At 64.6% G+C, this 23,492-nt stretch carries 23 protein-coding genes, 1 tRNA gene and 1 pseudogene; 13 read left to right on the top strand and 12 right to left on the bottom strand.

Going from position 1 to position 23,492, the window contains the following annotated elements; genetic code table 11:
* Positions 1–62: 62 nt before the first annotated feature.
* The gene (locus E3T49_RS12290) at positions 63–488 is read left to right on the top strand and encodes a dehydrogenase (RefSeq protein WP_241972809.1); all 426 of its coding nucleotides are present in this window, start codon (positions 63–65) and stop codon (positions 486–488) included.
* A 167-nt stretch (positions 489–655) separates the two neighbouring features.
* On the top strand, positions 656–2,251 hold the full coding sequence (locus E3T49_RS12285; RefSeq protein WP_134425194.1) for a diguanylate cyclase: 1,596 nt from the start codon (positions 656–658) through the stop codon (positions 2,249–2,251).
* 84 nt (positions 2,252–2,335) lie between these two features.
* Here the strand turns inward: E3T49_RS12285 and radA are convergent, their stop codons facing one another.
* Both radA and E3T49_RS12275 read right to left on the bottom strand, forming a co-directional pair.
* A complete protein-coding gene (gene radA, locus E3T49_RS12280) occupies positions 2,336–3,700 on the bottom strand; it encodes a DNA repair protein RadA (RefSeq protein ID WP_134425193.1) in 1,365 nt (454 codons plus the stop codon).
* A 9-nt stretch (positions 3,701–3,709) separates the two neighbouring features.
* Positions 3,710–4,651, bottom strand: a complete 942-nt coding sequence (locus E3T49_RS12275) for an SGNH/GDSL hydrolase family protein (RefSeq protein ID WP_241972808.1) — start codon at positions 4,649–4,651, stop codon at positions 3,710–3,712.
* A gap of 122 nt (positions 4,652–4,773) precedes the next feature.
* Between E3T49_RS12275 and E3T49_RS12270 the strand changes: the two genes are divergently transcribed.
* Positions 4,774–4,863, top strand: a tRNA-Ser gene (locus E3T49_RS12270).
* Positions 4,864–5,109: 246 nt separating this feature from the next.
* Here the strand turns inward: E3T49_RS12270 and E3T49_RS12265 are convergent.
* The 6 genes and pseudogenes from E3T49_RS12265 to E3T49_RS16850 form a co-directional block, all read right to left on the bottom strand.
* On the bottom strand, positions 5,110–5,415 hold the full coding sequence (locus E3T49_RS12265) for a hypothetical protein (protein ID WP_134425192.1): 306 nt from the start codon (positions 5,413–5,415) through the stop codon (positions 5,110–5,112).
* Between the two features lie 327 nt (positions 5,416–5,742).
* The gene (locus E3T49_RS12260) at positions 5,743–6,453 is read right to left on the bottom strand and encodes an HIRAN domain-containing protein (RefSeq protein WP_134425191.1); all 711 of its coding nucleotides are present in this window, start codon (positions 6,451–6,453) and stop codon (positions 5,743–5,745) included.
* 182 nt (positions 6,454–6,635) lie between these two features.
* Complete coding sequence (locus tag E3T49_RS12255) at positions 6,636–8,366, bottom strand: ABC-three component system protein (protein WP_134425190.1); 1,731 nt, start codon at positions 8,364–8,366, stop codon at positions 6,636–6,638.
* Positions 8,353–8,574, bottom strand: coding sequence for an ABC-three component system middle component 6 (locus E3T49_RS16855; RefSeq protein ID WP_420898553.1), 222 nt, complete (start codon positions 8,572–8,574; stop codon positions 8,353–8,355). Before E3T49_RS16855 ends, E3T49_RS12255 begins: the two co-directional genes overlap by 14 nt.
* A 22-nt stretch (positions 8,575–8,596) precedes the next feature.
* The gene (locus E3T49_RS12245) at positions 8,597–9,547 is read right to left on the bottom strand and encodes an ABC-three component system protein (protein WP_134425188.1); all 951 of its coding nucleotides are present in this window, start codon (positions 9,545–9,547) and stop codon (positions 8,597–8,599) included.
* 334 nt (positions 9,548–9,881) lie between these two features.
* Positions 9,882–9,971: pseudogene (locus E3T49_RS16850) on the bottom strand (hypothetical protein); the annotation flags it as partial.
* A gap of 151 nt (positions 9,972–10,122) precedes the next feature.
* Between E3T49_RS16850 and E3T49_RS12235 the strand changes: the two are divergent.
* Complete coding sequence (locus E3T49_RS12235) at positions 10,123–10,578, top strand: hypothetical protein (protein ID WP_134425187.1); 456 nt, start codon at positions 10,123–10,125, stop codon at positions 10,576–10,578.
* A 656-nt stretch (positions 10,579–11,234) separates the two neighbouring features.
* Positions 11,235–11,621 (top strand): hypothetical protein, encoded by a 387-nt coding sequence (locus E3T49_RS12230; RefSeq protein WP_241972806.1) that lies wholly within the window; start codon positions 11,235–11,237, stop codon positions 11,619–11,621.
* 45 nt (positions 11,622–11,666) lie between these two features.
* Here E3T49_RS12230 and E3T49_RS12225 read toward each other — a convergent pair whose 3' ends face one another.
* Complete coding sequence (locus E3T49_RS12225) at positions 11,667–12,401, bottom strand: CDP-alcohol phosphatidyltransferase family protein (RefSeq protein ID WP_241972805.1); 735 nt, start codon at positions 12,399–12,401, stop codon at positions 11,667–11,669.
* A gap of 210 nt (positions 12,402–12,611) precedes the next feature.
* Between E3T49_RS12225 and E3T49_RS12220 the strand changes: the two genes are divergently transcribed.
* The 7 genes from E3T49_RS12220 to E3T49_RS12190 all read left to right on the top strand — a co-directional run bounded on the left by E3T49_RS12220 (position 12,612) and on the right by E3T49_RS12190 (position 18,216).
* Positions 12,612–13,478 (top strand): zinc-dependent alcohol dehydrogenase, encoded by an 867-nt coding sequence (locus E3T49_RS12220; protein WP_338145429.1) that lies wholly within the window; start codon positions 12,612–12,614, stop codon positions 13,476–13,478.
* Positions 13,475–13,873, top strand: coding sequence for a 6-pyruvoyl trahydropterin synthase family protein (locus tag E3T49_RS12215; RefSeq protein ID WP_134425184.1), 399 nt, complete (start codon positions 13,475–13,477; stop codon positions 13,871–13,873). The genes E3T49_RS12220 and E3T49_RS12215 overlap by 4 nt, the downstream gene beginning before the upstream one ends.
* A complete protein-coding gene (locus E3T49_RS12210) occupies positions 13,870–14,949 on the top strand; it encodes a glycosyltransferase family 4 protein (RefSeq protein ID WP_134425183.1) in 1,080 nt (359 codons plus the stop codon). The genes E3T49_RS12215 and E3T49_RS12210 overlap by 4 nt, the downstream gene beginning before the upstream one ends.
* Positions 14,946–15,767, top strand: coding sequence for an SAM-dependent methyltransferase (locus tag E3T49_RS12205; protein ID WP_134425182.1), 822 nt, complete (start codon positions 14,946–14,948; stop codon positions 15,765–15,767). Before E3T49_RS12210 ends, E3T49_RS12205 begins: the two co-directional genes overlap by 4 nt.
* Positions 15,764–16,825, top strand: a complete 1,062-nt coding sequence (locus E3T49_RS12200) for a lysylphosphatidylglycerol synthase transmembrane domain-containing protein (RefSeq protein WP_134425181.1) — start codon at positions 15,764–15,766, stop codon at positions 16,823–16,825. The genes E3T49_RS12205 and E3T49_RS12200 overlap by 4 nt, the downstream gene beginning before the upstream one ends.
* On the top strand, positions 16,822–17,565 hold the full coding sequence (locus tag E3T49_RS12195; RefSeq protein WP_134425180.1) for a RibD family protein: 744 nt from the start codon (positions 16,822–16,824) through the stop codon (positions 17,563–17,565). The genes E3T49_RS12200 and E3T49_RS12195 overlap by 4 nt, the downstream gene beginning before the upstream one ends.
* A gap of 189 nt (positions 17,566–17,754) precedes the next feature.
* On the top strand, positions 17,755–18,216 hold the full coding sequence (locus tag E3T49_RS12190) for an SRPBCC domain-containing protein (RefSeq protein WP_166785535.1): 462 nt from the start codon (positions 17,755–17,757) through the stop codon (positions 18,214–18,216).
* A gap of 284 nt (positions 18,217–18,500) precedes the next feature.
* On the opposite strand, the gene E3T49_RS12185 is transcribed toward E3T49_RS12190, so the two are convergent.
* Positions 18,501–20,096, bottom strand: a complete 1,596-nt coding sequence (locus E3T49_RS12185) for an oleate hydratase (RefSeq protein WP_134425178.1) — start codon at positions 20,094–20,096, stop codon at positions 18,501–18,503.
* Between the two features lie 90 nt (positions 20,097–20,186).
* Positions 20,187–21,779 (bottom strand): oleate hydratase, encoded by a 1,593-nt coding sequence (locus E3T49_RS12180; protein WP_134425177.1) that lies wholly within the window; start codon positions 21,777–21,779, stop codon positions 20,187–20,189.
* Between the two features lie 107 nt (positions 21,780–21,886).
* Here E3T49_RS12180 and E3T49_RS12175 point away from each other — a divergent pair, with 107 nt between their 5' ends.
* Positions 21,887–22,567, top strand: coding sequence for a TetR/AcrR family transcriptional regulator (locus tag E3T49_RS12175; protein ID WP_134425176.1), 681 nt, complete (start codon positions 21,887–21,889; stop codon positions 22,565–22,567).
* Positions 22,568–22,582: 15 nt separating this feature from the next.
* Here E3T49_RS12175 and E3T49_RS12170 read toward each other — a convergent pair whose 3' ends face one another.
* The gene (locus E3T49_RS12170) at positions 22,583–23,380 is read right to left on the bottom strand and encodes an IclR family transcriptional regulator (protein ID WP_241972804.1); all 798 of its coding nucleotides are present in this window, start codon (positions 23,378–23,380) and stop codon (positions 22,583–22,585) included.
* Positions 23,381–23,492: the final 112 nt, after the last annotated feature.

Genomic DNA, 23,492 nt, shown 5'->3' with positions numbered 1-23,492 from the left:
GGCAGGTCTCCACGGCTCGAATTCGTCGAGGCCCCGTTGACCCAACTGATTGAATAGATGCCGTGACTGACGAGACTCCACCGACGAATTCCCCCGCCCTCGCCGCGGCCCTGGCCGCGCAGGACGTGGTGGCCGTGGCCTACGCCCTCCGCAATGACGTGATCATCGTGCCCCAACTGGTCGTGAACGGCCAGGCGGAGCAGGTGCGCGTGTTCGGCCGGGAGGGTACCGACCGGCGCACGCTGCTGCTCTTCTCCTCTGCCGAGAACTACGCCAGCATGATTCCCGACGAGGTCGATCAGCGGTTCATGATCGGTGATGCCCAGTGGCTTCGCGAGTTCCTCACGGTGCACCAGAATGTGCTCGAGATGGTGTTCTTCGACGTTGCCGGCCCGCACGTGATGCAGGCTGCTCCGGCGGACCTGATGCGTGCTCTCGGACCGCTTCCCGGCGAGGAACTTGCCGACGGGACCGAAGCCGGGCGATAACCGGCCGCAGCACCTGATTCTGCCCCCTCATGCTGGGGGTCTGCGGCGACGCGGTGTGGCGGCAGGCTGGCGCTAGGCTGACGCTAGACAGTGTTCGGCCCGCTCTGTGAGCGGTATCCGACGGACTTTTCACGGTCAGCATTCGGCCTGTCAGGGAGCAGGTCGCAATGGCGGGGACTCAGGCAGATCCGACCGACGTGCGCTTGGCGCGCGTCGAACGTCAATTCTGGATCGACCGTAATGTGGCCCTCGAATCCGCCGAGGCCTGGCTCGCCGAACTGGGTGACGGGGAGCACGGTGCCACCGCACGTCGATTGCGGGTTGTCGTCGCGGCCGTGCGCATGGATCGCGGAGACCCGAGTCAGAGCGCTGTCGAGGTGCAGGAGATCCTGAGTTGGGCGGAGCAGCACGGCGAGCTCGCCCTGCAATCGCGTTGTCACGACGTGCTGGGGTCGATTTTCGAGTTGGTGGGCGACCGGGCCCTGGCCCTGGAACACGCCGTCGCCGCGAACGACCTGCTCGAGGACTCAGAGGTTCCGCTCATGCGCGCGGCCGCTCGCAAGTGCCTGGCTGACGCGCTGGGCTCGGCCGGGTCCCTCGACGAGGCCCGGCGCCGCTACGCCGACGCCCTCCGTCTCGTCATTGACGACCCTGAGACCATGATTCGCTACAACATCCTCAACAATCTCGCCTACACCGAGTACCTGGCCCACAATCAGGCCGAGGCCCTCGCGGCCGTGGAACAGCTGATCTGCCTGTCCGAGGTGGGGGACCGCCAGATCGGCATGTACGCCCTCGACACCGTCGCGCGCGTCTATCTCACGGCAGGTCGGCTGGACGAGGCGGAGCAGAAACTCCTGCCGGCGATGGACCCGGCCGTGGGCGACCTCCACCCCGACGGCTCGACGGCGGCCCTGGTCACCCTGGCCGAGATCTACCGCACACAGGGCAAGCTCGAGCAGGCGCAGACTGTGATCGATCGGTGCCGGGACCTGTCGCAGCGCCACGGATTGATCCGCTGGTCGACGGAAGCGGCCAGGGAACAGGCCGAGATTCATGCTGCGAACGGGGATTTTCGTGCGGCGTTCGAGGCGTATAGGGATTTCCACGAGCAGTCCGAGGCGCTCGGCGCCAGCGAGGACAAGTCCCGCGGCCGCATCCTGGAGGCTGTATTCCAGACGGCCGAGGCCCGCCGGGAGAGCGAGCGCTACCGGGAGCTGGCCGAGCGCGACCCGCTCACCGGACTGCACAATCGCCGGTTCGTCGACGAGCGCCTCGGCGTCGCGCTGCTCCGGATGCGCGAGGGCGGGCCGACCCTGGCCATCGCGATGGTCGACCTGGACCATTTCAAACGCATCAACGACACCCTGTCGCACGAGGTCGGCGACAGCGTGCTGCGGGAGGTCGGTCGTCTGCTGATCGACGCCGCGGCATCCGTGACCGACGGCATCGCCGCGCGCCTCGGCGGGGAGGAATTCCTGCTGGCGCTGCCCGGCTTGGAAGCCGGCGAAGCCCAATTGCACTTCGAAGCGGTGTGCCGGGCGATTGCGGATCACGACTGGTCTCCGATCACCGGCAGTCTGCCGGTGACCGCGAGCATCGGAGTGGCCCTCGCTCCGGCCGACGGACAGCAGAGCTCCGACCTGCTGCGGGCGGCGGATGTGCGCCTGTACGTGGCCAAGCGCGACGGTCGCAACCGGGTCGTGCACGCGGCCGTCGTCTCAACGCCGGCCCCGGTGCCGGACCTGCTCGAGGCCCGCTGACCGTCAGCCCTGGTGGTCGAGCGCCGCGGTGGTCGAGCCCGCGGTGGTCGAGCGCCGCGGTGGTCGAGCTTGTCGAGACCGACCCTAGAACGCCCGGTCGAGCTCGGCGTCCCGTGCGGACTGACCGGTCGCCATCGCCGCGGCCACCGCGGTGCCGATCGCCCCGGCCTGGGCATCGATCCGGATGGTGAACCCGAGCCGTGCGGCCTCGGCCGCGCGCAGCTTCGCCGCCGACACCGACCGCACCTCCCCGGCAAGGCTGATCTCACCGAAGGCCACGGCGCCCTGGGCGATGGGTTGGTCCTTGAAGGCCGACGCGATGGCGAGGGCGATGGCGAGGTCGGCGGCCGGCTCGGTCAGACGGATGCCGCCCACCGTCGACACGTAGACATCCATGCTGCCCAGCCCTGACAGGCTCGCCCGGCGCTCGAGTACCGCGAGGAGCATGGCCACTCGGGAGCTGTCGACCCCGTTGGTGACGCGGCGGGGGTTCGGGGCCTGGGTCTTGATCACGAGCGCCTGCACTTCGACCGGCATCGCCCGGCGGCCCTCGAGCGCCACCGTGACGCACGTGCCGGACACGGGGGTGGAGCCGCGGCTGAGGAACAGGGCGCTGGGGTCGGGAACCTCGGCGATGCCGTCGCCGGTCATCTCGAAGCAGCCCACCTCATCGGTCGAGCCGAACCGGTTCTTGAGCGCCCGCACGAAGCGCAGGGCCGTCTGCCGGTCGCCCTCGAACTGGCACACCACGTCGACGAGGTGCTCGAGCAGCCGGGGCCCGGCGATCGAGCCGTCTTTGGTGACGTGGCCCACGAGCAGGATGGGCAGGTTGCGGTCTTTCGCGACCCGGATCAGCGTGGAGGCCACCTCCCGCACCTGGCTGGGCATGCCCGCGAGGCCGTCGGAGAGCGAGCTGGCCACCGTCTGCACCGAGTCGACGATGACCAGGTTGGGCTGCACGGCGTCGATCTGGCCGAGAATGGTGGCCAGATCGGTTTCGGCCGCGATGTACAACTCGGGTTGCAGCGCGCCGGTGCGCTCGGCCCGCAGGCGCACCTGGCTGACCGACTCCTCGGCGCTGACGTAGAGCACGCGGGACTTGGCAGCCGCGGCCTTGGAGGCCACCTCGAGCAGCAGCGTCGACTTGCCGACGCCGGGCTCACCGCTGAGCAGGATGACCGAGCCCGGCACGATGCCGCCGCCGAGCACCCGGTCGAACTCGGCGATGCCGGTGGGCCAGTGCGAGACGGCCGTGGTGTCGACGTGCGTGATCGGGCGGGCCACGCCGGCGCCGCTGACGCTGGCCGGCTTGAGGGCACGGGCCAGGCTCGCCTTCTCGGTGGTGTCGACCACGGTTCCCCATTGCTGGCATTCGCCGCAGCGACCTGCCCACTTCAGGGTGGTCCAGCCACACTCGGTGCAGCGGAAGGAGGAAACGGGTCTGGCCATTCTGCGAGCCTAGCTCGGGCCGCTGACACCCTCCGTCGCGGAGGTGGCGCCGGCCGGTGAGGCCACGGATTCCGGCTCGGGGGAGGGAAGGTCGGCCGGCGCGGCGGAAGCGTCAGGCGCGGCGGAAGCGTCAGGTGCGGCCGAAGCGGCGGGCGAGGCGGAGTGGCCAGGCACGGTCAGGGTGACTGCGTGGAGGTCCCGCCCCAGATGAGAGCTCAGCGCCGGCAGGAAGGCCTCGGCCCAGGCCCGGTAGCCGCGGTTATTGGGGTGGAACAGGTCGCCCGCGACATGCGTGGCGACGCTGCGGAGCCCGAGCCGCTTCGTCGTGGCGTGCAACGGCACCACGGTCAGCCGGTGCTCCGTGGCCACCTGGCGGATGATGCGGTTGGCGACGGCGACCATCCGTTCGTTGCGGGGCAGGTGGAAGCAGGGCAGGTCGGCCACCAGCGCGTGCGGGGGCAGCGCCTGGAAGATCTGCCGGATGCCGGCCTCGAACACGGCGGCGTCCCAGAGGGCGATGTCGTTGGCGCCGATCGCGACCGTGACCACGTCGGGGGTGAGCTTCACGAATCTGGGCAGCTGGTCGCGCACGGCGAGCTCGACGGTCGCGCCCGACACGCTCAGGTTCACCACGCGCACCGACCGGCCCGTGGTCAAACGGATGTGGTCGGTCAGGATTCCGACATAGCCGCGATGCGGGGAACTCGCCCCGATGCCCTGCGCGGCGCTGTCGCCGATGACGGCGTAGAGCAGCTCGCCCTTGTCTTTGGCGCGCGTGCGCCACCAGAGGGAGTGCACGGGGAGGGTCTCGTTGAGCATCACCGAGCTCTCGGCGATGCGGCGCTGGAAGCCCCGGTAGTTGACCAGGGCGGCGGCGCCGATCCCGGCCGCCGTGGCCAGGCTCCCGGCCGTCAGAGCGAGAGTCCGGATGCTGTGGTTCGTCGTTATCACCCGGTGAGAATACCGCTCCGCGCTGGGTTCCCGCCGGTCAGGGGCGGTTCAGGGCCTGCTCACGCACGGATGTCCGCTGCGCGATTCGCGCACGACCCCCGCTTTCAACTAAACTCTCCCCCGGTACCGTGTCCGAGCGGCCGAAGGTGCAACTCTCGAAAAGTTGTGTGGGGGAGACTCCACCGTGGGTTCAAATCCCACCGGTACCGCCACAGGGGTTGTTCTTAGAACTGGTTGATTCTGTTCCAAGAACTCGTCCCACAATGAATGGCCTCCGAGATTTCGGAGGCCATTCGTCGTTCCGGCGTGGGTGGCGCGTGGTTTCCCGCTCATGCGGGCTGGTGGGCGCGGATTAAATGACAACGCACGGCCAGGGATGCCCGAGAGGCCGTTTTTCGGCGCTGCGGATTGTCCTGGTCGTGCGGTGGAGTGATGAGTGGCGGCGTCGGTGTGCGCGGTTAGGTTCGGAGCGGCGGGTCGAGTTCCTCGCCGGCCGGGGCGCCGGGGAGCACCTTGAGTGGCCACTTCGCTTTGTAGTTGGATATGCCTTCGCGGTCACGGCGGCGCGTCTTCCGCAGGGGCCCCAAGTTCTGACCGGTCGTGTTGCTCTTGGACGTTCGGGTTTCTCGGTCAGTGAGGAAGGTCACGATTTTCCTGATGTTGGCCGACACGAGCAGCATGGTCGCCATGATCTGGTGTGCGGCGAATCCGCGGATTCGGCGGCGTGCTGGAGTGTCAACTGCTTCGTGTCCGACGTCTTTCACGTAGGCGTGGTAGCTCTCGCCGGTGTTGCGGCCGATGCGGTACGCGTCGCTCTATTCCTTCGACTGGTACCGGCGGAGTTGTGCGTCGCGGATGCCGTCTTCGGGTCCAAAGTCCACCGAGGTCTGCGTGCAGATTAAATCGGGGGCCTCTGGAACATTGCCCTTAAGAACGGCGATGCGGATTTTATCGGTCGCGTTGCGGTGGAGTTCGCGTAGGGGGCATTCCAAGGTCGCGTTCGGACCGACGGCGGGGCACATCATCGGTGTGTGCCCCCGTGCGTCGGCTTTCTCCTTGGGGCGGAGCTCGAAGGCCGTTCGAAACGGGGGCTACACCGGTGTCGTCGAGATTGGCCATTTCCGCAGAAGATGCTCGACGACTGCAGGCGTCGCCGCCAGAACGTCGATGTTGGATCCATACTCGCCTGGCGACTGCCCGGCGAGCGAGATCGCCCTGAGCGGCGCACCGGACCCAATGAGCTTCGACAACCCAGTAGCCATCCCCTTATTGATGTAACCGGCCGGATGGTCATCGTCCGCCGAGCACACTGCGACCGCATTCTTGTCGTAAGCGTTGTCAGGCTCCCGCAACAGACGGACGGGTGCTCCTGGTTGAAACGCCCCATTCCGAACGGCTACCGTGTGGTAGCCGACACCCCGCACCCTGGCCGTCCAGATCCCCATGCGGCGCAGTCGCCTGTTGCCGACGCTCACGAGGAGACCCGTCGATGGTTCCGTTAGCCACAGCCGTCCGTCGTGCATCTGGAGGAATAGCGTGGGCAGTCCCTGATCGGTCGTGACCAGGAGTTCGTCCCACTTCTCGCTGGGGAGGTAGATGCTGGCCTCGGCCTGGCTGCGGCTGACTGCCATCTGGGGAGGAAGGTATTCGATGTTCTTCTTGACGTAGCTGGTTCCGGCATTCGGCGCGGATGGCGGGTGTGTTTTCTCGTTTGGCGGCGGCGGAGACAGCAGGTTTGTGGCCCATTTCAGCACGAAGATGGCCAGTGCCACAACGGCCACCAGGACGAACAATAACTCCATCGAATACCCCCAACCAAACCTCTCACAGAAACTTCGAGGTGGGCTATCCCCACTTCAGTGGAGGGAGAGCTTCGACTCAAAGGCTATTCGGGCGAATGTCATATGGACTGTTATCGGCGCTAACGAAACCTATGGCTGCTCGCCCCGCTCCTCTGTCTGGTCGCCTCGCCACATTGGCCCTGTTAGACGAACTTGAATCCGAAGATGCCGCCGTTCTCCGTCGCATCTGTGATCACGGTGTCGACAAGATAGTCATCGCGCGAGAATGCTCCCTCGCTCTCAACGGACTTCAGGAAGTCCGAGTTCATCGTCACGATGTATTGGAAGCCGTGCTCATCGGCCAGTCGCGCTCCGATGTTCAGGCAGGACGCCACCTGCCGATGGTCGACAGCGTCAAATAAGTGACTGTCATGAACAAGAATGCGCGGAGCCCGACCAATCTCGAGGGCTCGAATTAGGCAAACCATGTCAAGCAGAAATGTCGCGACTCCCTTAATTCCGTCGCTTGCGTCGCCATCGATCTCAGGTCTGACCTGGAAAACCCCTTTCGGAGAGGTGGAGATTAGCAAGCGTGCCGAACGATCCTTGTAGATTTCCTGGCCCAATTCCGAAAACAGGGAGATGGGTCGTTCCAGACTGTCAGCCCGATCCTGCACTTCAGCCCGCACGGATGCCACAGTGTTTGCCGTGACGGTTTGAACAGTCGTATCGATCTTGCCGACGGCCATTGCCGACTCAAGGCGACGTTCTGTTTCGGCCACTCCGGCTTCAAGCTCCGCGAGGGACCGCTGGGCATCGAGGAACGTGTCCAGCGCTACGGAGTCCTGCAGGAGGACCAGGATCTCGGCACGTCGCCTATCAAGATCCGTGCGCCTCTGCGCCAGCTCAACTAAGCGGCTCAACGCTAAGCGGAGCTCATCCTCCAGAAACGTGCGGCGATTCCGAACGACGGACGCGTGAAAGGCGGCAACCTCCTCGAAGCGCCTACTCACCATCTCAGGCAGGACCAAGTTGATTTCCGCGTAAGTCTTCTCCAGCTTGTCGCTCAGAAGGCTTGCATTATTGGATGCGACGTCGGTCTCGATTGCTCTCGCCAAGTCTCGTGCCCGGCGCTCAAGGCCCAAGCTCTCGTCATTGATTTCTCGAATCTCGGCTGAGTGCGAATCGGCAATCCGTTGGTGCGCCCCGTAGGCTTCGTCCACCTGGAAGTCCTGAAGGCTTTGGCGCATGCGGTCGCGCTGCCGCCGCAAACCGGCGAGCTTGGCTCGCAGATCCGCTTCGTCCAGGTTCAGATGACCGATAGCCCCCTCTTTGATGACGCCCTTGATTGCCCTCCTCTGTTTCTCCAGACGTGCAACTTCTCCCGCACCGTTCAGGACGTCCACGTCGAGACCTAGGAGATACCCAAGCTTGACACCAGTCTCCCAATCTGATTCCGATGGATGGCTCTTCACGGGGTTCCCGAACGAGGTGTGAATCAGTTGGCCCCACAGCTGTCCGGGCGTAGGCCTGGAAGTGTCTTCGGGCAATGAAAATGCGAGCTTGCCGAGGAGTCGACGCCAGTCATCGACATGCTCGCTGGCGGCGTTGTCGGATCCATTCCATCCACTCACCGAAAGTTTGGTGGTTGGACTAGTTGGTCGAACTACTCGCGCACTCGCCATCGCGGCACGGTCAGACGAAAGAGATGCGGAGAATGAATGGCCAGCTAATTCAGGCGACTTGAATTCATCGGGCAAGTTTCCGCCGAGGACGTAGCGGAGGATACGAATGAAGCTTGACTTGCCAGTCCCATTCCGGCTGTCGCCCTGTCGAGAATCCTCCGTCCTCTCGGCCACCAGCAAATTCAGGCCGTCATGGAACTTGATGGTCTTGAACCGGGCGTCTGTTGATCCGACTTCAGCCAGAAACAATGCTTCTCCTAATCCGCCCGTCGTCAGTAACGACTATGGCGTCAATTGTGTACAGAGTTGCCAGCGCCAGCGAAAACCAGTCGAAGGTAACCCGGCTCCTGCGCCGGGGTGCCCGGTTAGGCGGCACAGCACTGTACTTTTCCCAGATGCCTGACACTGAGATTGGCTGGTCGATTAGATCAAGGATCTCGGCGCCGATCGTCAGCAATGCCCGCTCGGGGCTAATCCCTTTAGTCGGTAGCAGCAAGGGCCTGCTCCGAATCGTAGTCAGCTGGCGGCTCCTCAAAGATGTGGCAGGAGTCAAAGAAATAGGCAGTAACGGCGTAGACGGCGTTCGCGCGTTTAGAGTCCATTCGGAAGTCCGAGCCCCCGAGCGCCGTGTAAATGCGCTCGAGAATTTCACTGGGGATATCTGTTGATTCTCGCTGTTGCGTGTAGATGCATCGAAACTTCTCACCTTGCTGATCTCGCAAGCCAGGGTCAGCCTGATCGTCGAACCACTGGTCAATTCGAGGTGCGGTCAGTCGGCCTTCGTTGAATTCGAAACGCGCGGATGATGGCAACTTGTTGAAGCGCATTTTGCTCGCCGGAACCGGCCGTATGGACGCTCCCACCTCGTCCGTGGTCGCAGGGGTGTTTCCAAGCGAATCGAGCAGCGGCAGCAGGTCCGCGAGCTCGACATTCTCTGCGCGAGGCACGCCGGGGAAGACATCGGCGAGATCCCGCGCCGGCAAGTCTCGGATGACCTTGGACCAAAGGTCCGTCGGCACCCAGATCACGGGGGATATGGGACGACTGGAAGCGGGCGCATGTGCCTTCTGGAATTTGATGATGAAAGCGGCCGCCACAGGCCCGGGGTGGGCGTTGGTGACGAAACGCCAGACGGTGAAATCCGACCATTCCGAGACGGCACGATCAAAGTCGCTCGCCATCTTGGCGCCCAGCGCGCGCTCACCGTCTGCGCGCGATCCGTAACAGGCATAGACGATGGAACCAGCCTCGGCGAGCCCGTCGCAGCCGCCGTCTCCGAGGGATCCAGCTGGAGAGGGATTGAAATAATCACCGTGGAACCGCGATAGGGCGTCAGAGACGTAGTCTTCGAAGCTTGAGCCTGTCGAACGACACCGGCTCTCATGCTGAGACCTGTACCAGTCTCGCCACGCCGGATCTCGTACTGTCACTCTTCCCCCTCGTGCTGGCACGACCAAGAGGCCCTACCCCACTGCAAGACTAATGTGCGCTCCGGGTGCCGATGCGGCTTTGCCCTCACAGCGGCGTACGGCGCGTTGATTCATGAGTTCGCTGGCCGGCACCGGCACTGGCTCCAGCGCTACCAAGATCGACTCACCTGTCAGATCGTCGCTCTCGTCCGTATGACGAGGAGAGACAGCCCATACCGGGACGCCAAACGACAGAGAGGCATCATCAATGAATCTGGTTGAAGCGCACTGCGCACACAACTGGCTCGAGCAGAAGAACATGCTCGGCAACGCACGCGGGCAAGAGCGACTTGGTTCACTGGTCGAAGAGGCTTGCGCTCGTGCCGTCGCTTATGAGGATGAAGCCGGCGATGCCTTCCGGCGATCCGCGGTAGAGCCTTAGGGAAGCGGCAACGCTCCCTGAGGTTACGAAAGTTGTCTGATTCGCAAATCCCGCGTTATCGGGTGCCTACCGCGTCGGCCGCACACACGGGCTCGATCAGAGGTTCGGAAGTGAAACAGCCCGCCAACAGCCCCGCTGCTGCCATACTTCGGAAATGAGCGAAGACGCTGCCCCGGTCGACCCCTCCGTTGAGGCTGCAGGGCCAACTTTTCCAGCAGAGATCCCGGCGAAGGAAAAGGGACTGGCCTGGTATGACAAGGTCAACGCCTGGGTTGATCGGCAGCCTGTGGTCTTCGAAGGCGTGGCCATGAAGGCAGGCATCCTTAGTTACAAACGTGAACGGCAGCCCGTCACTGGGGTACAGGTTACTGTGGAGACTGCCGGGGAATTGCAACGGCGGTCTACTCTCACCCGCACAGCTGCGGGAGCGATCGTGTTTGGCCCTGCCGGTGCCGTCGTCGGGGCCTTGTTTAGAAAGCAGGTTGATCGCCGCGAACTCTACCTACTTGTGGACGGTGAGCTATTCGCCTGGGCTGTCAACATCAACCCCTCGAAGGGTGCCGCAGCGCGGGCCTTCGCCGCAAAGGTGAATACGGCCGCTCGAGGCTAGACGGCAATCATTCTCACTTTCGTGAACTCTTCTTGACTGGCCAAACAGCTGAAACTCTTCCGAATGCCGCCGAACTCCAAACCTCGACGGACACCAGAATTCCTGTCATTGACCCACGCCATCGAGGTCTGCAGCGCTGCGCTGCCGTATGCAAGCTGCCGGGACCCAGCGGATTCGTCCTGCCGAACTCGGGCAAGGCAGCGGATGGACGGGCGGGTCGCTTCCGGTCTCATCTCGTGGCAACGCGGCGAGAGTCCGGCCGATGGAGGACCCATGTATCTCGCGGTCTTCGGTTCTCTAGTGGATTTTTTTACACGCCCACGGAGGATGTGCGCGAAAGTGCCGAAAAACTGCCCAGTGATTCAGCAGCCTGTGAGTTATAGGAACAACCCGTCACAGGGGTTGTTCTTAGAACTGGTTGATTCTGTTCCAAGAACTCGTCCCACAACGAATGACCTCCGATATTTTGGAGGTCATTTGTCGTTTCTGGCGCGCGTGGCGCGTGGGTTCCCGCTCATGCTGGCTGGTGGGAAGGGATCATCTGACAATGCACGGCCAGGAATGCCCGAGCGAACTCCTTGGCCGGCTCACTCGTTTCACTAGTATGTCCGCAGCGACGGCTACGCGAATCGGAAGCAGGCGTGAAGATGAACAACATGAGCAAAGGATTCCCCATGGTGATGCGGAGCCTCAGCGCGATCACTCTCGCGGCGACCGGCGCCATCCACCTGTTCCTGGTGTTCGACGGTGTAGGCGGCGTGCTCGGCGTGTCTTTCGTTCTCAACGGCATCGCGGGGATCCTGCTGGCCGTCGGGGTCCTGACCCTGCGTGGCAGGCTTCTGGGGCTCACCACCGTGCTTGGCCTTCTGTTCCTGATCGCGAGCCTTCTGGCGCTGGTGCTCGCCCTGACGGTGGGATTGTTCGGCATTGAGCAGACGTGGAGTTTCACGCTCGTGCCGGCGACGGTCGTCATCGAGGCTGCCGGCGTCGTGGTGCTGGCCATCACCTCGGCATTGGTGCTTCGTAAACCACGATCTGCCTGAGCAGACCACGACGTGGATGGCAGGCTGGCACCCCGCGCAGCTGAATCATCCCATCGTCCGCGTCACGTGCGAGTCCTCCTCCTCGCTGTCGGGACGTGCCCGCCGCACGGCGAGCCAAATGACGTCTCGACCGAAGGATTCGACGAGCAGGGCCAGCGCAATCGCGACCAGCAGGGCATCCAACCCCGGGAGGATCCGCGCCACGGCCGTCGCCAGCGCAATGCCCTGCACGGCCGTGACCACCTTCCGCCACGGGCGGGATGGCAATATCCGACGAAACCAGGGAAAGATCAGGCCCGCAAGCACGAAGGCGTAGCGCATCGAGCCGATTGCCAGCACCCAGATCCCGAGGTCATTCGAAACGTACACGCTCAGCACGAGCAACAGGAACGCGTCGACTTCCATGTCGAACCGCGCGCCCAGCTCGCTCACAGAATCTGTACGGCGGGCGACCCAACCGTCGACAGCGTCCAGAAGCAGGGCCGGCACGATCAGGGCGACCAGGAGGGCGACGGGAATCGGCACCGCGAACGATACAACGACCATCCCTCCGATCAGGCCGACCAACGTCGATCGGACCGCTGTGACGACGTTTGCCGGCCCGAACAAAGTTGTCCTCCTGCGTCGAAGCCCGTTCAGCAGGAATACAGTCGACAGCAAAAGATAGCTCAGAGTGGCCAACCACCCGACGATCGGCACCCATGACCGGTACCAGTGCACAGCGACAAGGCCGAGGGCCGTCGCGGCTGCCGCCCCCACGATCGCGGCTGAAATCGGCACGAAGTGAACTCTGGCCATCCCTGCCTCGTTTCTCTCTTGATCCATCTATTCAGGAAGACGGCACTCCGCCGGGAATCGTCCACTTTAGGGGGAAATATGCTCGAATCCACCGCTTTCTGGATTGACAGGCCTGGCGTCGGGGAACTTCGTCGGGAACCGTTGGTGCCACCCGGCGACGGGGAGGTGCTCGTGAGGACTCTCTACACGGCAGTGAGCCGAGGAACCGAAGTCTCGGTGTTCGGCGGACATGTGCCACCCAGTGAGTACGACCGGATGCGTGCACCATATCAGGACGGCGACTTTCCCGGCCCGGTCAAATACGGGTACCTCAATGTCGGCGTCGTTGAGGGTGGGCCGGAGTCGCTCAGAGGCCGGACCGTGTTCACGCTTTTCCCGCACCAGTCCGCATTCGTGGTGCCCGCCGATGCTGTCACCCCGATTCCCGAGGGAGTCCCGGCCCGTCGGGCCGTACTCGCGGGCGCGGTTGAAACGGCCGTCAATGTGCTCTGGGATGCTCGTCCTCATCTCGGTGACCGTGTCTCCGTCATCGGCGCGGGCATGATCGGATGTTGCGTGGCACGACTTCTGCGCGGCGTCCCCGGCGTCGAGGTGGCTTTAATCGACGTGAACCCGGCACGGAAGGAGGTGGCGGACCAACTTGGCGTGGGCTTCGCCGACGCGTCCAGCCCCCCGGGCAACCGGGACATCGTGATCAATACGAGTGGTTCGGATGCCGGTTTGCAGCTCGCACTCGAAACCGTGGTCACCGACGGTGACGTGATCGAGGCGAGCTGGTACGGAGATCGCCCGGCCACACTCAGGCTCGGGACCGACTTCCACTCACGGCGACTGACCATCCGGTCGAGCCAGGTCGGCGCGGTAGCCGCGGGCCATCGGCGGAACCGTACGACGCGGGAACGCCTCGTGCTGGCCCTGGACCTTCTCCAAGACCCGGCCTTCGAGGCCTTGCTGACGGACGAATCCTGCTGGCATGATCTCCCCGAGGTGATGACGGGTCTGGCCAACGGAGCGCCGAACACCCTGTGTCACACAATCAGTTGGGGAGGACCAGAATGACATTCACGGTGACGGTTCGGGACCACATGATGATCGCCCATAGCCTCGCCGGCGAATCGTTCGGGCCCGCGCAACAACTCCATGGAGCCACATTCGTCGTCGACGCCTCCTTCGCGGCCACCGACCTGGACGCCGACGGCGTCGTGGTGGACATCGGAAGGGTGACTGCCGCGCTTGCAGAGATCACGGGTTCTCTCACCTATCGCAACCTCGACGAGGATCCTCGTTTCGCCGGCAGAAACACGACCACCGAAGTGCTCTGCAAGGTGATTGCGGATCGCCTGGCAGAACAGGTGACCTCGGGGGCTCTCGCCCCCGGCCAGCAGTTTCAGTCCATCACGGTCACGCTCCACGAGTCGCACATTGCGTGGGCAAGTTACACGAGGGCACCGTGAGCGTCTCCTCGGCACGGTGGGTGTGCTTCTTCGTCCCTGATTCGATCGACGACGCGGACAGGGTCAGCGGCGGCAATGTCTACGACCGTCACGTTCGCGAGGGGCTTCGACGCAGCGGCTGGACGGTTCACACGGTTCTGATTCCGCGGGATGATCACACGCTGACGGCTCAGACCCTGGCCCAGCTGCCGAACGGCGCCCTCGCACTCGTCGATGGTCTGGTCGCTGTGCGCGAATCGGTGGCGTTGAGGGCACATTCCACCCGGCTCCGGCTCATCATCCTGGCGCACATGGTCGGAAATGTCGTCTCAGCGGCACTAGCGGAAGCCGATGCCGTGTCTGCCGATCGTGAGCGACACGCATTTCGCGCGGCGAAACGCATCATCGCAACGAGCGGATGGACACGGTCCGAAATCATCGCGCGCCGCCTCGGTCGGCCCCCCGACGTGATCGTCGCCTACCCCGGAACGGATCCGGCCGCCCCGACGAGTGCTTCACGATCTGGCAACCGGCTGCTGTGTATTGGCGCGGTCGCCCCGCACAAGGGTCAGGACGTTCTCCTCGGCGCCCTGGCGCAGCTCACCGACATCGACGGGTGGACGTGCACCTTTGCCGGATCACTCGACATTGCAACGGATTTCGTCGACGAGCTGACGCGGATGGCCCACCGGACTCGCCTCACCGACAGGGTAACGTTCACCGGCTCTCTCGCCGGAGCACGACTGGACGAGGCATACGCCCGAGCTGACCTCGTCGTGGTGCCGTCCCGAAGCGAGAGCTTCGGCATGGTTGTCGCGGAGGCGCTGGCACGGGGCATCCCCGTCGTGGCCGCCCGCGTCGGTGGCATACCCGAAGCCTTATCGAGCATGACGGCAGGAATCCTTGTCCCGCCGGACGATGCGCAGGCCCTCGCAGTGGTGCTGCGCCGCTGGTGGGCCAGTCGGGCCCAGAGGTCGCGGCTCACCGAGGCCGCGGTGGAGGCTCGCGGATCGGTCCGACCCTGGAGCGCGACAGTCGCTGCCATTGCATCAACGCTCGACGAGATGGCACTCAGTGGAATGGCGGTGTCCGCATGATCGGAATTCCTCTCGTCAGTGCGGACTGGCTGGCTCTTCGGGAACCGGAGGACGCGGATGCGCGATCACACGACCTCGCGCTGGCAGCTGCCGCGAGGATCGCCGAGGGTCCGGTGATTGTTCACGATCTGGGCAGCGGGACCGGTTCGATGATGCGCTGGCTGGCTCCGCTCCTTCCCGGACCCCAGACGTGGGTTCTCCATGACTGGAATGCGGACCTGATCGAACGGGCGATCGACAGCACGCGTCCGAGGGACGCGAACAATGTGGCGATCTCGGTTCTCGCGCAGCCGGGTGATCTCGCCGACTTGCGTCCGTCCGATCTGGCGGGAGCGTCACTCGTGACAGCGTCCGCATTGCTCGACGTGCTGAGCTCGCACGAGACCCACACGATCGTGAACGCCTGCGTTGAGGCCAGGTGCCCTGCTCTCCTGTCGCTCAGTGTGACTGGACAGGTTCGCTTCAGCCCTCGCGACGACCTGGACGCAGCATTTGAGGCCGCCTTCAATGCGCACCAACTTCGACTGACCGACGATCGCCGGCAGCTCGGTCCGCATGGTGCGCCCATCGCGCGGGGACTGTTCACGGCGGCCGGTTGGACTGTGCGGCCGAGCACGACGGAATGGCGGCTTGACCACCGCCGGCAACGCCTGCTGGTCGAGTGGTTTCACGGCTGGGTGGATGCCGCCATCGAACAGGATCCCCGGCTGCGCACCGACGTCGACCGATACCGCCGGCTGCGGTTGTCTCAGATCGCGCGCGGGGAGCTGGCCGCACGCATCCGTCACGTCGACCTGCTGGCCTGGCCCCGCGGATGACACACGCCATCCGACCCCTGCTTCGCCGGGCAGTTCACTCTCCCGGCTTCCGCCGGACCGTTCGTCTCATCGTCGGCGGCGGCGTTCTCGTCGGTGTGGGCGCGCATGTGGGCGCTGACCCGTTCATCGATGGCATCCTCAGCCTGAACGGTACGAATATCGTCGCGGCTCTCCTCTTCGCGGCGGCCGCAACCGTGGCAGCCGCGTGGCGGTGGCAACTCATCGCGTCGCGCCTGGGAATCCCCCTGCGCCTGCCGACTGCTGTCGGAATGTACTATCAGTCCCAGTTCGTGAACATGATGCTTCCCGGCGGCATCATCGGGGACATCCGACGGGCCGTCACCCGCGTTCCGAGCGGAACACGTCTCGGGCAAGCTGCACGCGCAGTCGCGATCGAACGCTTCTCCGGGCAGGCCGTTCAGCTCGCACTGACCCTGATGGTGCTGGCGTATTTGGGCACCGAGATCGAGGGATTCCTGCTGCCGGCGCTGGGGATCGGTTTCGGTGTTGTCATCGGAGCGCTTGCTGCGGCGTCGGCGGCAAGCGCCCGCGTGCGCCGGGCATTGCTGCGTGAGGCGCACGAACTCCGCGCCGCCCTCGGGTCGATTCGCACCTCCCTGCAGGTCGCGATCGCATCGGTCATCGTGATCGGCTGCCATGTGGCGACCTTCACGATCGCAACCGCGGCGGTGGGCGAGAGAGTGCCGGCGGGGCCTATGCTCACTCTCGCTCTGGTCGTCCTGCTCGGCGCCTCGATTCCGGTGAACATCGGCGGCTGGGGACCGCGCGAGGGAATCGCCGGTTGGGCCTTCGCACTGACCGGCTTCGGAGCCTCGGCGGGGGTGGCAGCATCCACCCTGTTCGGCGTGCTCGCCATCATCTCCATCGCGCCGGGGGCCGTCGTCGCCGCCGTCTTCGCCGCCCGCCGGCGAGGATCGAAACACGCCATGCCGGGGACGCCTCGCCGAACGCTTCCGCGCGAGTCATCGGCGACGCCACCGACCCGCACAGCATCCATCCTCATTCCGACCGCTCTCGACCAGGAGGAGACATCATGAGCGTCACGCCCTACGTCACTCTGAGTTGCGCCATCTCACTCGATGGGTATCTCGACACAGCGAGTCCTCCACGGCTCACGCTCTCGAATGACGACGACTTCGATCGTGTCGATGAGGTGCGAGCACGCAGCGACGCCATTCTGATCGGGGCACGCACCGTGCGGCGCGACAACCCGCGACTGCTGGTGCGCAGCGTTGCCCGCCAAGGCCGTCGAGAGACCACCGGCCTGGCCCGTTCACCGTGGAAGGTGACGGTGACGGCGACGGGCGATCTGGATCCGAACGCCGCATTCTTCACCGCAGGCGACACCACCAGGCTGGTGTACTGCCCCGCACCGATCGCCGAAAGCCTCCGGCGACGGCTCGGAGGCGCCGTCGTCGTCGGCCTGGGCGGCGACGTGACGATGACCGACCTCGTTGCGGACCTGGGGGATCGCGGGATTGGCGAGCTCATGGTCGAGGGAGGAGCCATGATCCACACCCAGTTTCTGGCCGCGAATCTCGTCGACGAACTCCACCTTTCGATGGCACCGTTCTTCCTCGGCAACGCCGGCGGCGCCCGATTCGTCGGCGACGGAGTGTTTCCGTGGAACAGCGATCGGCGGGCGACCCTCGCGGAGGTCCGGCAGATCGGCGACATGGTCCTGATGCGATATGCACTCTCAGGTCGATTCGCCGAGCACGACACCGAAGCCCAGCACCGCGCCATGACCGCGCCGCTCACGGTGGGAATGCGGTGAAAGCGGGAAAACCCGGAACGTCCACCGGGCGAACCGCACGAGACCCGTCGGCCCGTCGGCGCCTTCGTCCAACCTGGGCTGCTTCCCGCATCCACAGTACGCTCGAGGAGGTGCGTTGGCAGAACTAGTTGACGTGCCGCTCGGCGGGCAATGTCCCGTCGCGCTCGGCCCGATTGTGAAGGAAACACCGTGTCTGATCACGCAAGAATCAAGGGCCACACCGTGACCCGCACCGTGCACATCGAGGCCTCGCGCGCGAGCGTCTGGAAGGCGCTGACCGACCCCGAGGTGATGGTCCAGTGGTTCGGAGACGGTGTGGTGTTCGCCGCGCTCGAGCCCGGCGCTACGGGCAGCATCCACTGGGATGACTACGGCAGCTTCCCGATCGAAATCACCGAGGTGGTGCCCGACAGCTCGTTCGGCTTCCGTTGGTCGGGAATCCCCGCCGAGAAGCTCGACGAGTACGCGACGCACGTGCGCTTCACCATCGCCGATGCTGGTACCGGGACGGATGTCACGGTGGTCGAATCGGGCTTCGACACACTCCCCGGCGGCACCCTGTACCGTCGCGAACGTCTTGAGCAGAACCGGGAGGGCTGGGACGTCGAATTCGACGAGCTCGCGATTTTGCTCGAGGGTGTCACCCCGTAGTTCACGATTACGGGGGAGTCGCTCGACGAGTTGGCCGTGTTGCTCGGCCGGTAGAGGATCATTGGCAGACCGCGGTGGATGTGCGCGAGCGTGCCGATAAAATACCCGGTGACTCATCGGCCTGTGAGTTAGTGGAAAAACCCGTCACAGAAACCCCGTGCAGCCACTGTTCCGCTGGAATGCAGGGGGTTCTTTCTTGCTAGCGAATGGCCTCCGAGATTTCGGAGGCCATTCGTCGTTTCAGGGGCAGGCGACGGGAACTTGCGGCGCCCGGCCCGGTCGACTCACTTGAACGCTGACTTGAGGGCCTTCAGGCTGACCTTGGGGTCGTGCAACCCCCGGTAAATCGGCGGGATCGCCCGTTGGACGCCGAAGAACTCGTACACCGCGTGCATAGCCCCATGGATGGAGTACTCCACGGTGAAGACGACGTCGCCGGGCAGCTCGGTGAACTGGCCGAGGAATGCGAAGTTCTGCGAACCGTCCGGGATGACCTTGGGGCGGTCCTCCGGGACTCGGCGGCTGAATAGGGCCGAGGCGTACGGCATCATCACGGTGGTCACGTCCGTGGTGGCGAGCACTTCCTCGAGGATGTCCTCGAAGCCGAGCTGGTGGACAAGCTCGGTCAGGATCTCCTTGCCCGTGGCTTGCGACATCCGCTTCTTGACGAAGTCGCCTTCGTCGTCGATCTCGAAGCCGTAGCCCCACAATGTGTAGGTGTTCGCTGCCATGTCGGGGAAGTGGGGCTGGGCCGGCACAACCATCGACAGGTGCCAGCCCGACTCGATGAATGTGGTCAACGCGCCAGTTCCCGGTTCGTTGCCCGTGTAGTCGATGATGCTGTTGAGTAGCACATCGCTCTGCATCGTCAGCGTGAACGACTCCCACTTGTTCTCGTCGATGTTGCCGTTGAAGGTATTGGGGCGTCCGAAGTCGGGGGCCTGCTTGGCGATCTCCTCCCACAGAGACCAGGCGCCGTCGACGCGGTCGCGGATCAGCGGCGGCACCGTGTCATTACCGCCGTAGGTGGTGTCGGCGGTGATGGAACCAATGGTGATGAAGGTGAAGTCGTCCTGACCGAGCGGGATCGTCGAGGTTCCAGCCGAGTCTTCGATGTGGAGGCGCGTGGCACGCCGGGGCTGATCTGCGCCGGCGAAGTCGACATTGGTGACGCGCGTGCCGAAGCGGACGTCGACGCCCTGGGCCACGAGCCAGCGTTGCAGCGGAACGATCATCGAGTCGTACTGGTTGTACTTGGTTCGGCAGATCCCCCCGACCGTGTCGAGCAGGTCGAATTCCTGGACAAAGCGCAGGAAGTAGCGGCGCAGCTCAATGACCGAGTGCCACTTCTGAAAGGCGAACATGGTCCGCCACATCTGCCAGAAGTTGGTCTCGAAGAAGTGCTTCCCGAACATTTCGTCGATGCGGCGAGCGCCGAGGGCCTTTTCGTTCATCGCCAGCATGCGAGTCATTTCGAGCCGGTCCCCGTTGCTCAGGCCGTAACTCGAGGCGTCCAGGATGCGGTGCTGCGCATCGACCAGGCGCGCTCGGGCATGGGTCTTGAACGTGGCGTTGAAGTCGAGGGTTTCCTGGCGGACGGTTACCTCCGGATTCTCGAGGGACGGGATCGTGGAGAAGAGGTCCCAGGTGGTCTGGTAGGCCTGCTCCTCGAACATCCGGCCGCCGCGTGTCACATAGGTGCCCGGGACCACGGGGGAGTTCGCCCCGTCCATGCCCCCACCGGTGACGTCGAGCTCCTCGAGGATGTGAATATTCGGCCCAGGCACCTGGGCGTCGCGGATGGCGAAGGCGGCGGCCGCCATGCCGGCGATCCCCCCGCCGACGATCCACAGGTGGGCCTGCTTCGGATCAATGGTCATGTTCGTTCCCTTCAAATTGGTGCGTGCTTCGGTGCTGCGGTGCTGTCGGGTAGCCAGGCCACCGGCCTCTTGCGGTGGCGCCGGGCCTGCTCAGTAGGCGGCCTGGAGCGCCTTGACCAGAACCTTTGGGTCGTGCAGGCCCTTGAAGATCGGCGGGATCTCCCGGTCGACCCCGAGGAACTCGTACACCGCGTGCATGGCACCGTGGATCGAGTACTCCACGGTGAACACGACGTCGCCGGGGAGCTCGGTGAACTGCCCGAGGAACGCGAAATTCTGCGCGCCGTCGGGGATGACCTTGGGGCGGTCCCCGGGAACGCGCCGGGCGAACAGTGCGGAGGCGTACGGCATCATCGACGTCGTGACATCCGTCGTGGCGAGCACCTCCTCGAGGATGTCCTCGAAGCCGAACTGGTGGATGAGCTCGGTGAGGATCTCCGTGCCGGTCGCCTGCGACATCCGCTTCTTGACGTAGCCGCCCTCGTTGTCGATCTCCAGCCCCCAGCCCCACATCGTGTAGGTGCCCTCGGGCTGGTTGGCGAAGTGCGGCTGCCCCACCACGACGGCCGACAGGTACCAGGGTGAATCGACCAGCGTCGTCATGGCGCCGGTGCCCAGTTCGTTGCCGGTGTATTCCACCCATCGCTTGATGAGCGCGTCGCTGTGCATCGTGAGGGTGAACGATTCCCACTTGCTCTCGTCGACGTTGCCGCAGAACGTGTTGGGGCGCCCGAAGTCGGGGGCCTTCTTGGCCAGCTCCTCCCAGAGTGACCAGCTGCCGTCCACCCGGTCCCGGACCAGCGGCGGCACGGTGTCGTTCCCGCCGTAGGTGGTGTCGGCGACGATGGATCCGATGGTGATGAAGGCGAGGTCGTTCTGGCCGAGGTCGATTGCGCTGCTGCCGGCCGAATCCTCTACGTGCAAGCAGGTTGCGCGCCGCCGCCGGGGAGAGCTGGTGAAGTCGACATCCGTGACGCGCGTGCCGAAGCGCACGTCGACACCTTGAGCGACCAGCCACCGCTGGAGCGGCACGATCATCGAGTCGTTCTGGTTGTACTTGGTCCGCCGTACCCCGGAGAGCGTGTCGAGGTTCTCGAACTCCTGGATGAAGCGCAGGAAGTAGCGGCGAAGCTCGGCGGCGGAGTTCCACTTCTGGAAAGCGAACGTGGTGCGCCACATGTGCCAGAAATTGGTCTGCAGGAAGTGCGCACTGAAGAGATCTTCGATGCGACGAGCGCCGAGGGCCTTCTCGCTCAGGGCGAGCATGCGCGAAATCTCAAACCGGTCGCGTGTGTTCAGGCCGTAATCCGTGGCATCCAAGATGCGGTGCCGCGCATCGGCCAGCCGGGTCTTGCCGTGGGTCTCGTGCTTGTCGTTCCAGTCCAGCATCTCCTGCCGAACGGTGACATCCGGGTCCTCCAGGGAAGGAATCGTGGAGAAGAGGTCCCAGGTGGTCTGGTACACCTCTTCGCAGAACATCCGGGCCCCGCGCGTCACCATGGCCCCACGAATTGCCGGAGAGTCCACGGCATCCATGGCCCCGCCGACGTGCCCCAGTTCCTCGAGGATGTGGATGTTCTCACCGGGTACCCCGGCGTCTCTGATAGCGAAGGCTGCGGTCGCCATCCCGGCGATCCCTCCACCCACGATCCACAGGTGTGCCTCTTTCGGGTCGATTGTCATGGTCGTTCCTCTCGCTCGGCTGACTCCGGACAAACCGGACTATAATCATTTAGGAGCGTAATCCGTAATTTGTGAATCGAGCAAATCGGTCACGAAAACGTGGAACCATGAGCGAGGCAACCCAGACGGAAGGAGCGTTGACCATGACACCATCGGAGGCGCCGCCAATGCTGGCAACGGTTGGCCGCCGGGCTCGCAACAAGGCGGACAAGCAGCAACGGATCTTTGAGGCGGCATCCGAGCTGTTCACCGGATTGGGTTACTCGGCCGTGACGACGCAGATGATCGCGGATCGGGCGGATGTCGGAACGGGCACACTGTTCCGCTATGCCAGCTCAAAGGGGGAACTGCTGATGATGGTCATGAACGAGAGGATGCGGCTCGACACCCGCGAGGGTATCGCCGCCGCCGCGTCCGGCACCTCGCCGACCGAGGCGATCATGGCTTTGCTGGCACCCCAGATCCATCCGCTGCCGGACTTTCCCGAGAACACGGCCGTCTACCAGCGGGAAATCCTCTTCGGCGCCGAGCAGGGACCGTACCGCACCGAGGCGCTCGCCCGGATCTCCGAGCTCGAGAAGGCGATCGGGGACATCCTGAGGAGGTTCGCCAGTACCCCCTGGGTGAGGCCGGGGGTCGACCTCAACGGCGCGGCACGAACAACCTTCTCCACGCTGCACATGGAGCTGATCCGCGTCAGTATCGGGCGCGAGGATCCCCAGACACTGACGGCGACCCTGCGCTCCCACGTCGATGTCCTGTTGTACGGGGTACTCACCCAGAGATAGCGGGCGGGCGGGCGCCTACACGCGGGCGCGCTGCAGCGACTGGGTGATGCGGCTGGCCTCCTCGAGCAGCAGTTGGCCGAGCACCACGCGTCGATCCGGCGCGAAGCGACGCTCGATGCCGGTCAGTGACAGCGCCCAGCCGGGCTGGCCGGATCGGTCGAAGATCGCGGCCCCCATTCCCCAGCTGCCCTCGAGGATGAGCCCCGGGTTCACTGAATAGCCGGTGATCCGGGTCTGTTCCAGATTGGCACGGATGGCCGCGGGCGAGTGCTTCTCACCCCACCGCTCGACGAAGGCGTCGTCCTGCACCAGGAACTGCTCGATCTCTGTCTCCGGCAGATAGGCGAGGATGGCCAACCCCGCCGAGGCGACTCCCAGCGGCAGTCGTAGACCCTCGTGCAGCACGAAGGAGCGAATCGGAAAGCTGCCTTCCTCGCGCAGCAGGCACACGGTTTCGGCGCCGCGCCGGATGGAGAGGAATGCGCTCTCGCCGGTCTCCTCGGCCAGCCGCAGCAGGCTGGGTCGGGCAAGCTCCTCGATCGGGTAGCGGTGGGCGGCGACCGTGCCCATCACGAAGATCTCGGGGCCGTAGTGCCAGGTGTGCCTGACCGGGTCGTGGTCGAGCAGGCCCTCGGCGGCGAGGGAGCTCAGCAGCCGGTGCACGGTGGGGCGGGTCAGCCCGGAGTCCCGCACGATCTCGGCCAGGGGTGTGCCGGCGGGATTGCGCCCTACGAGCTGCAGGATGCGGGCGATCCGGGTGACCACCTGGGCTCCCTGCACGGGCACGGACGGCGGGGATTTGATGCCGGTCACGGTGGACTCCTGTCCATAATGTGGATTCAAGTGAGCCTAGTGCTCATGGCGTGGATGCTCAACGAATTCCGCCTTGTGGTTGCGATTGACAGTCCCTTTCGCGGCCCCCTAA

It is taken from the genome of Cryobacterium cryoconiti, from assembly GCF_004403065.1.
GTDB lineage: Bacteria > Actinomycetota > Actinomycetes > Actinomycetales > Microbacteriaceae > Cryobacterium > Cryobacterium cryoconiti.
The sequence above is the reverse complement of the archived record's forward strand: the minus strand, read 5'-3'. Positions and strand labels throughout refer to the sequence as shown.

Bases quoted from the DNA above. Each gene is read 5' to 3' on its own strand.
- E3T49_RS12175 (WP_134425176.1), top strand. From the start codon at position 21,887: ATGAGCGAGGCAACCCAGACGGAAGGAGCGTTGACCATGACACCATCG.
- E3T49_RS12185 (WP_134425178.1), bottom strand. From the start codon at position 20,096: ATGACCATTGATCCGAAGCAGGCCCACCTGTGGATCGTCGGCGGGGGG.
- E3T49_RS12260 (WP_134425191.1), bottom strand. From the start codon at position 6,453: ATGGAGTTATTGTTCGTCCTGGTGGCCGTTGTGGCACTGGCCATCTTC.
- E3T49_RS12195 (WP_134425180.1), top strand. From the start codon at position 16,822: ATGAGCGTCACGCCCTACGTCACTCTGAGTTGCGCCATCTCACTCGAT.
- E3T49_RS12200 (WP_134425181.1), top strand. From the start codon at position 15,764: ATGACACACGCCATCCGACCCCTGCTTCGCCGGGCAGTTCACTCTCCC.
- E3T49_RS12235 (WP_134425187.1), top strand. From the start codon at position 10,123: ATGAGCGAAGACGCTGCCCCGGTCGACCCCTCCGTTGAGGCTGCAGGG.
- radA (WP_134425193.1), bottom strand. From the start codon at position 3,700: ATGGCCAGACCCGTTTCCTCCTTCCGCTGCACCGAGTGTGGCTGGACC.
- E3T49_RS12230 (WP_241972806.1), top strand. From the start codon at position 11,235: ATGAGCAAAGGATTCCCCATGGTGATGCGGAGCCTCAGCGCGATCACT.
- E3T49_RS12205 (WP_134425182.1), top strand. From the start codon at position 14,946: ATGATCGGAATTCCTCTCGTCAGTGCGGACTGGCTGGCTCTTCGGGAA.
- E3T49_RS12180 (WP_134425177.1), bottom strand. From the start codon at position 21,779: ATGACAATCGACCCGAAAGAGGCACACCTGTGGATCGTGGGTGGAGGG.
- E3T49_RS12215 (WP_134425184.1), top strand. From the start codon at position 13,475: ATGACATTCACGGTGACGGTTCGGGACCACATGATGATCGCCCATAGC.
- E3T49_RS12285 (WP_134425194.1), top strand. From the start codon at position 656: ATGGCGGGGACTCAGGCAGATCCGACCGACGTGCGCTTGGCGCGCGTC.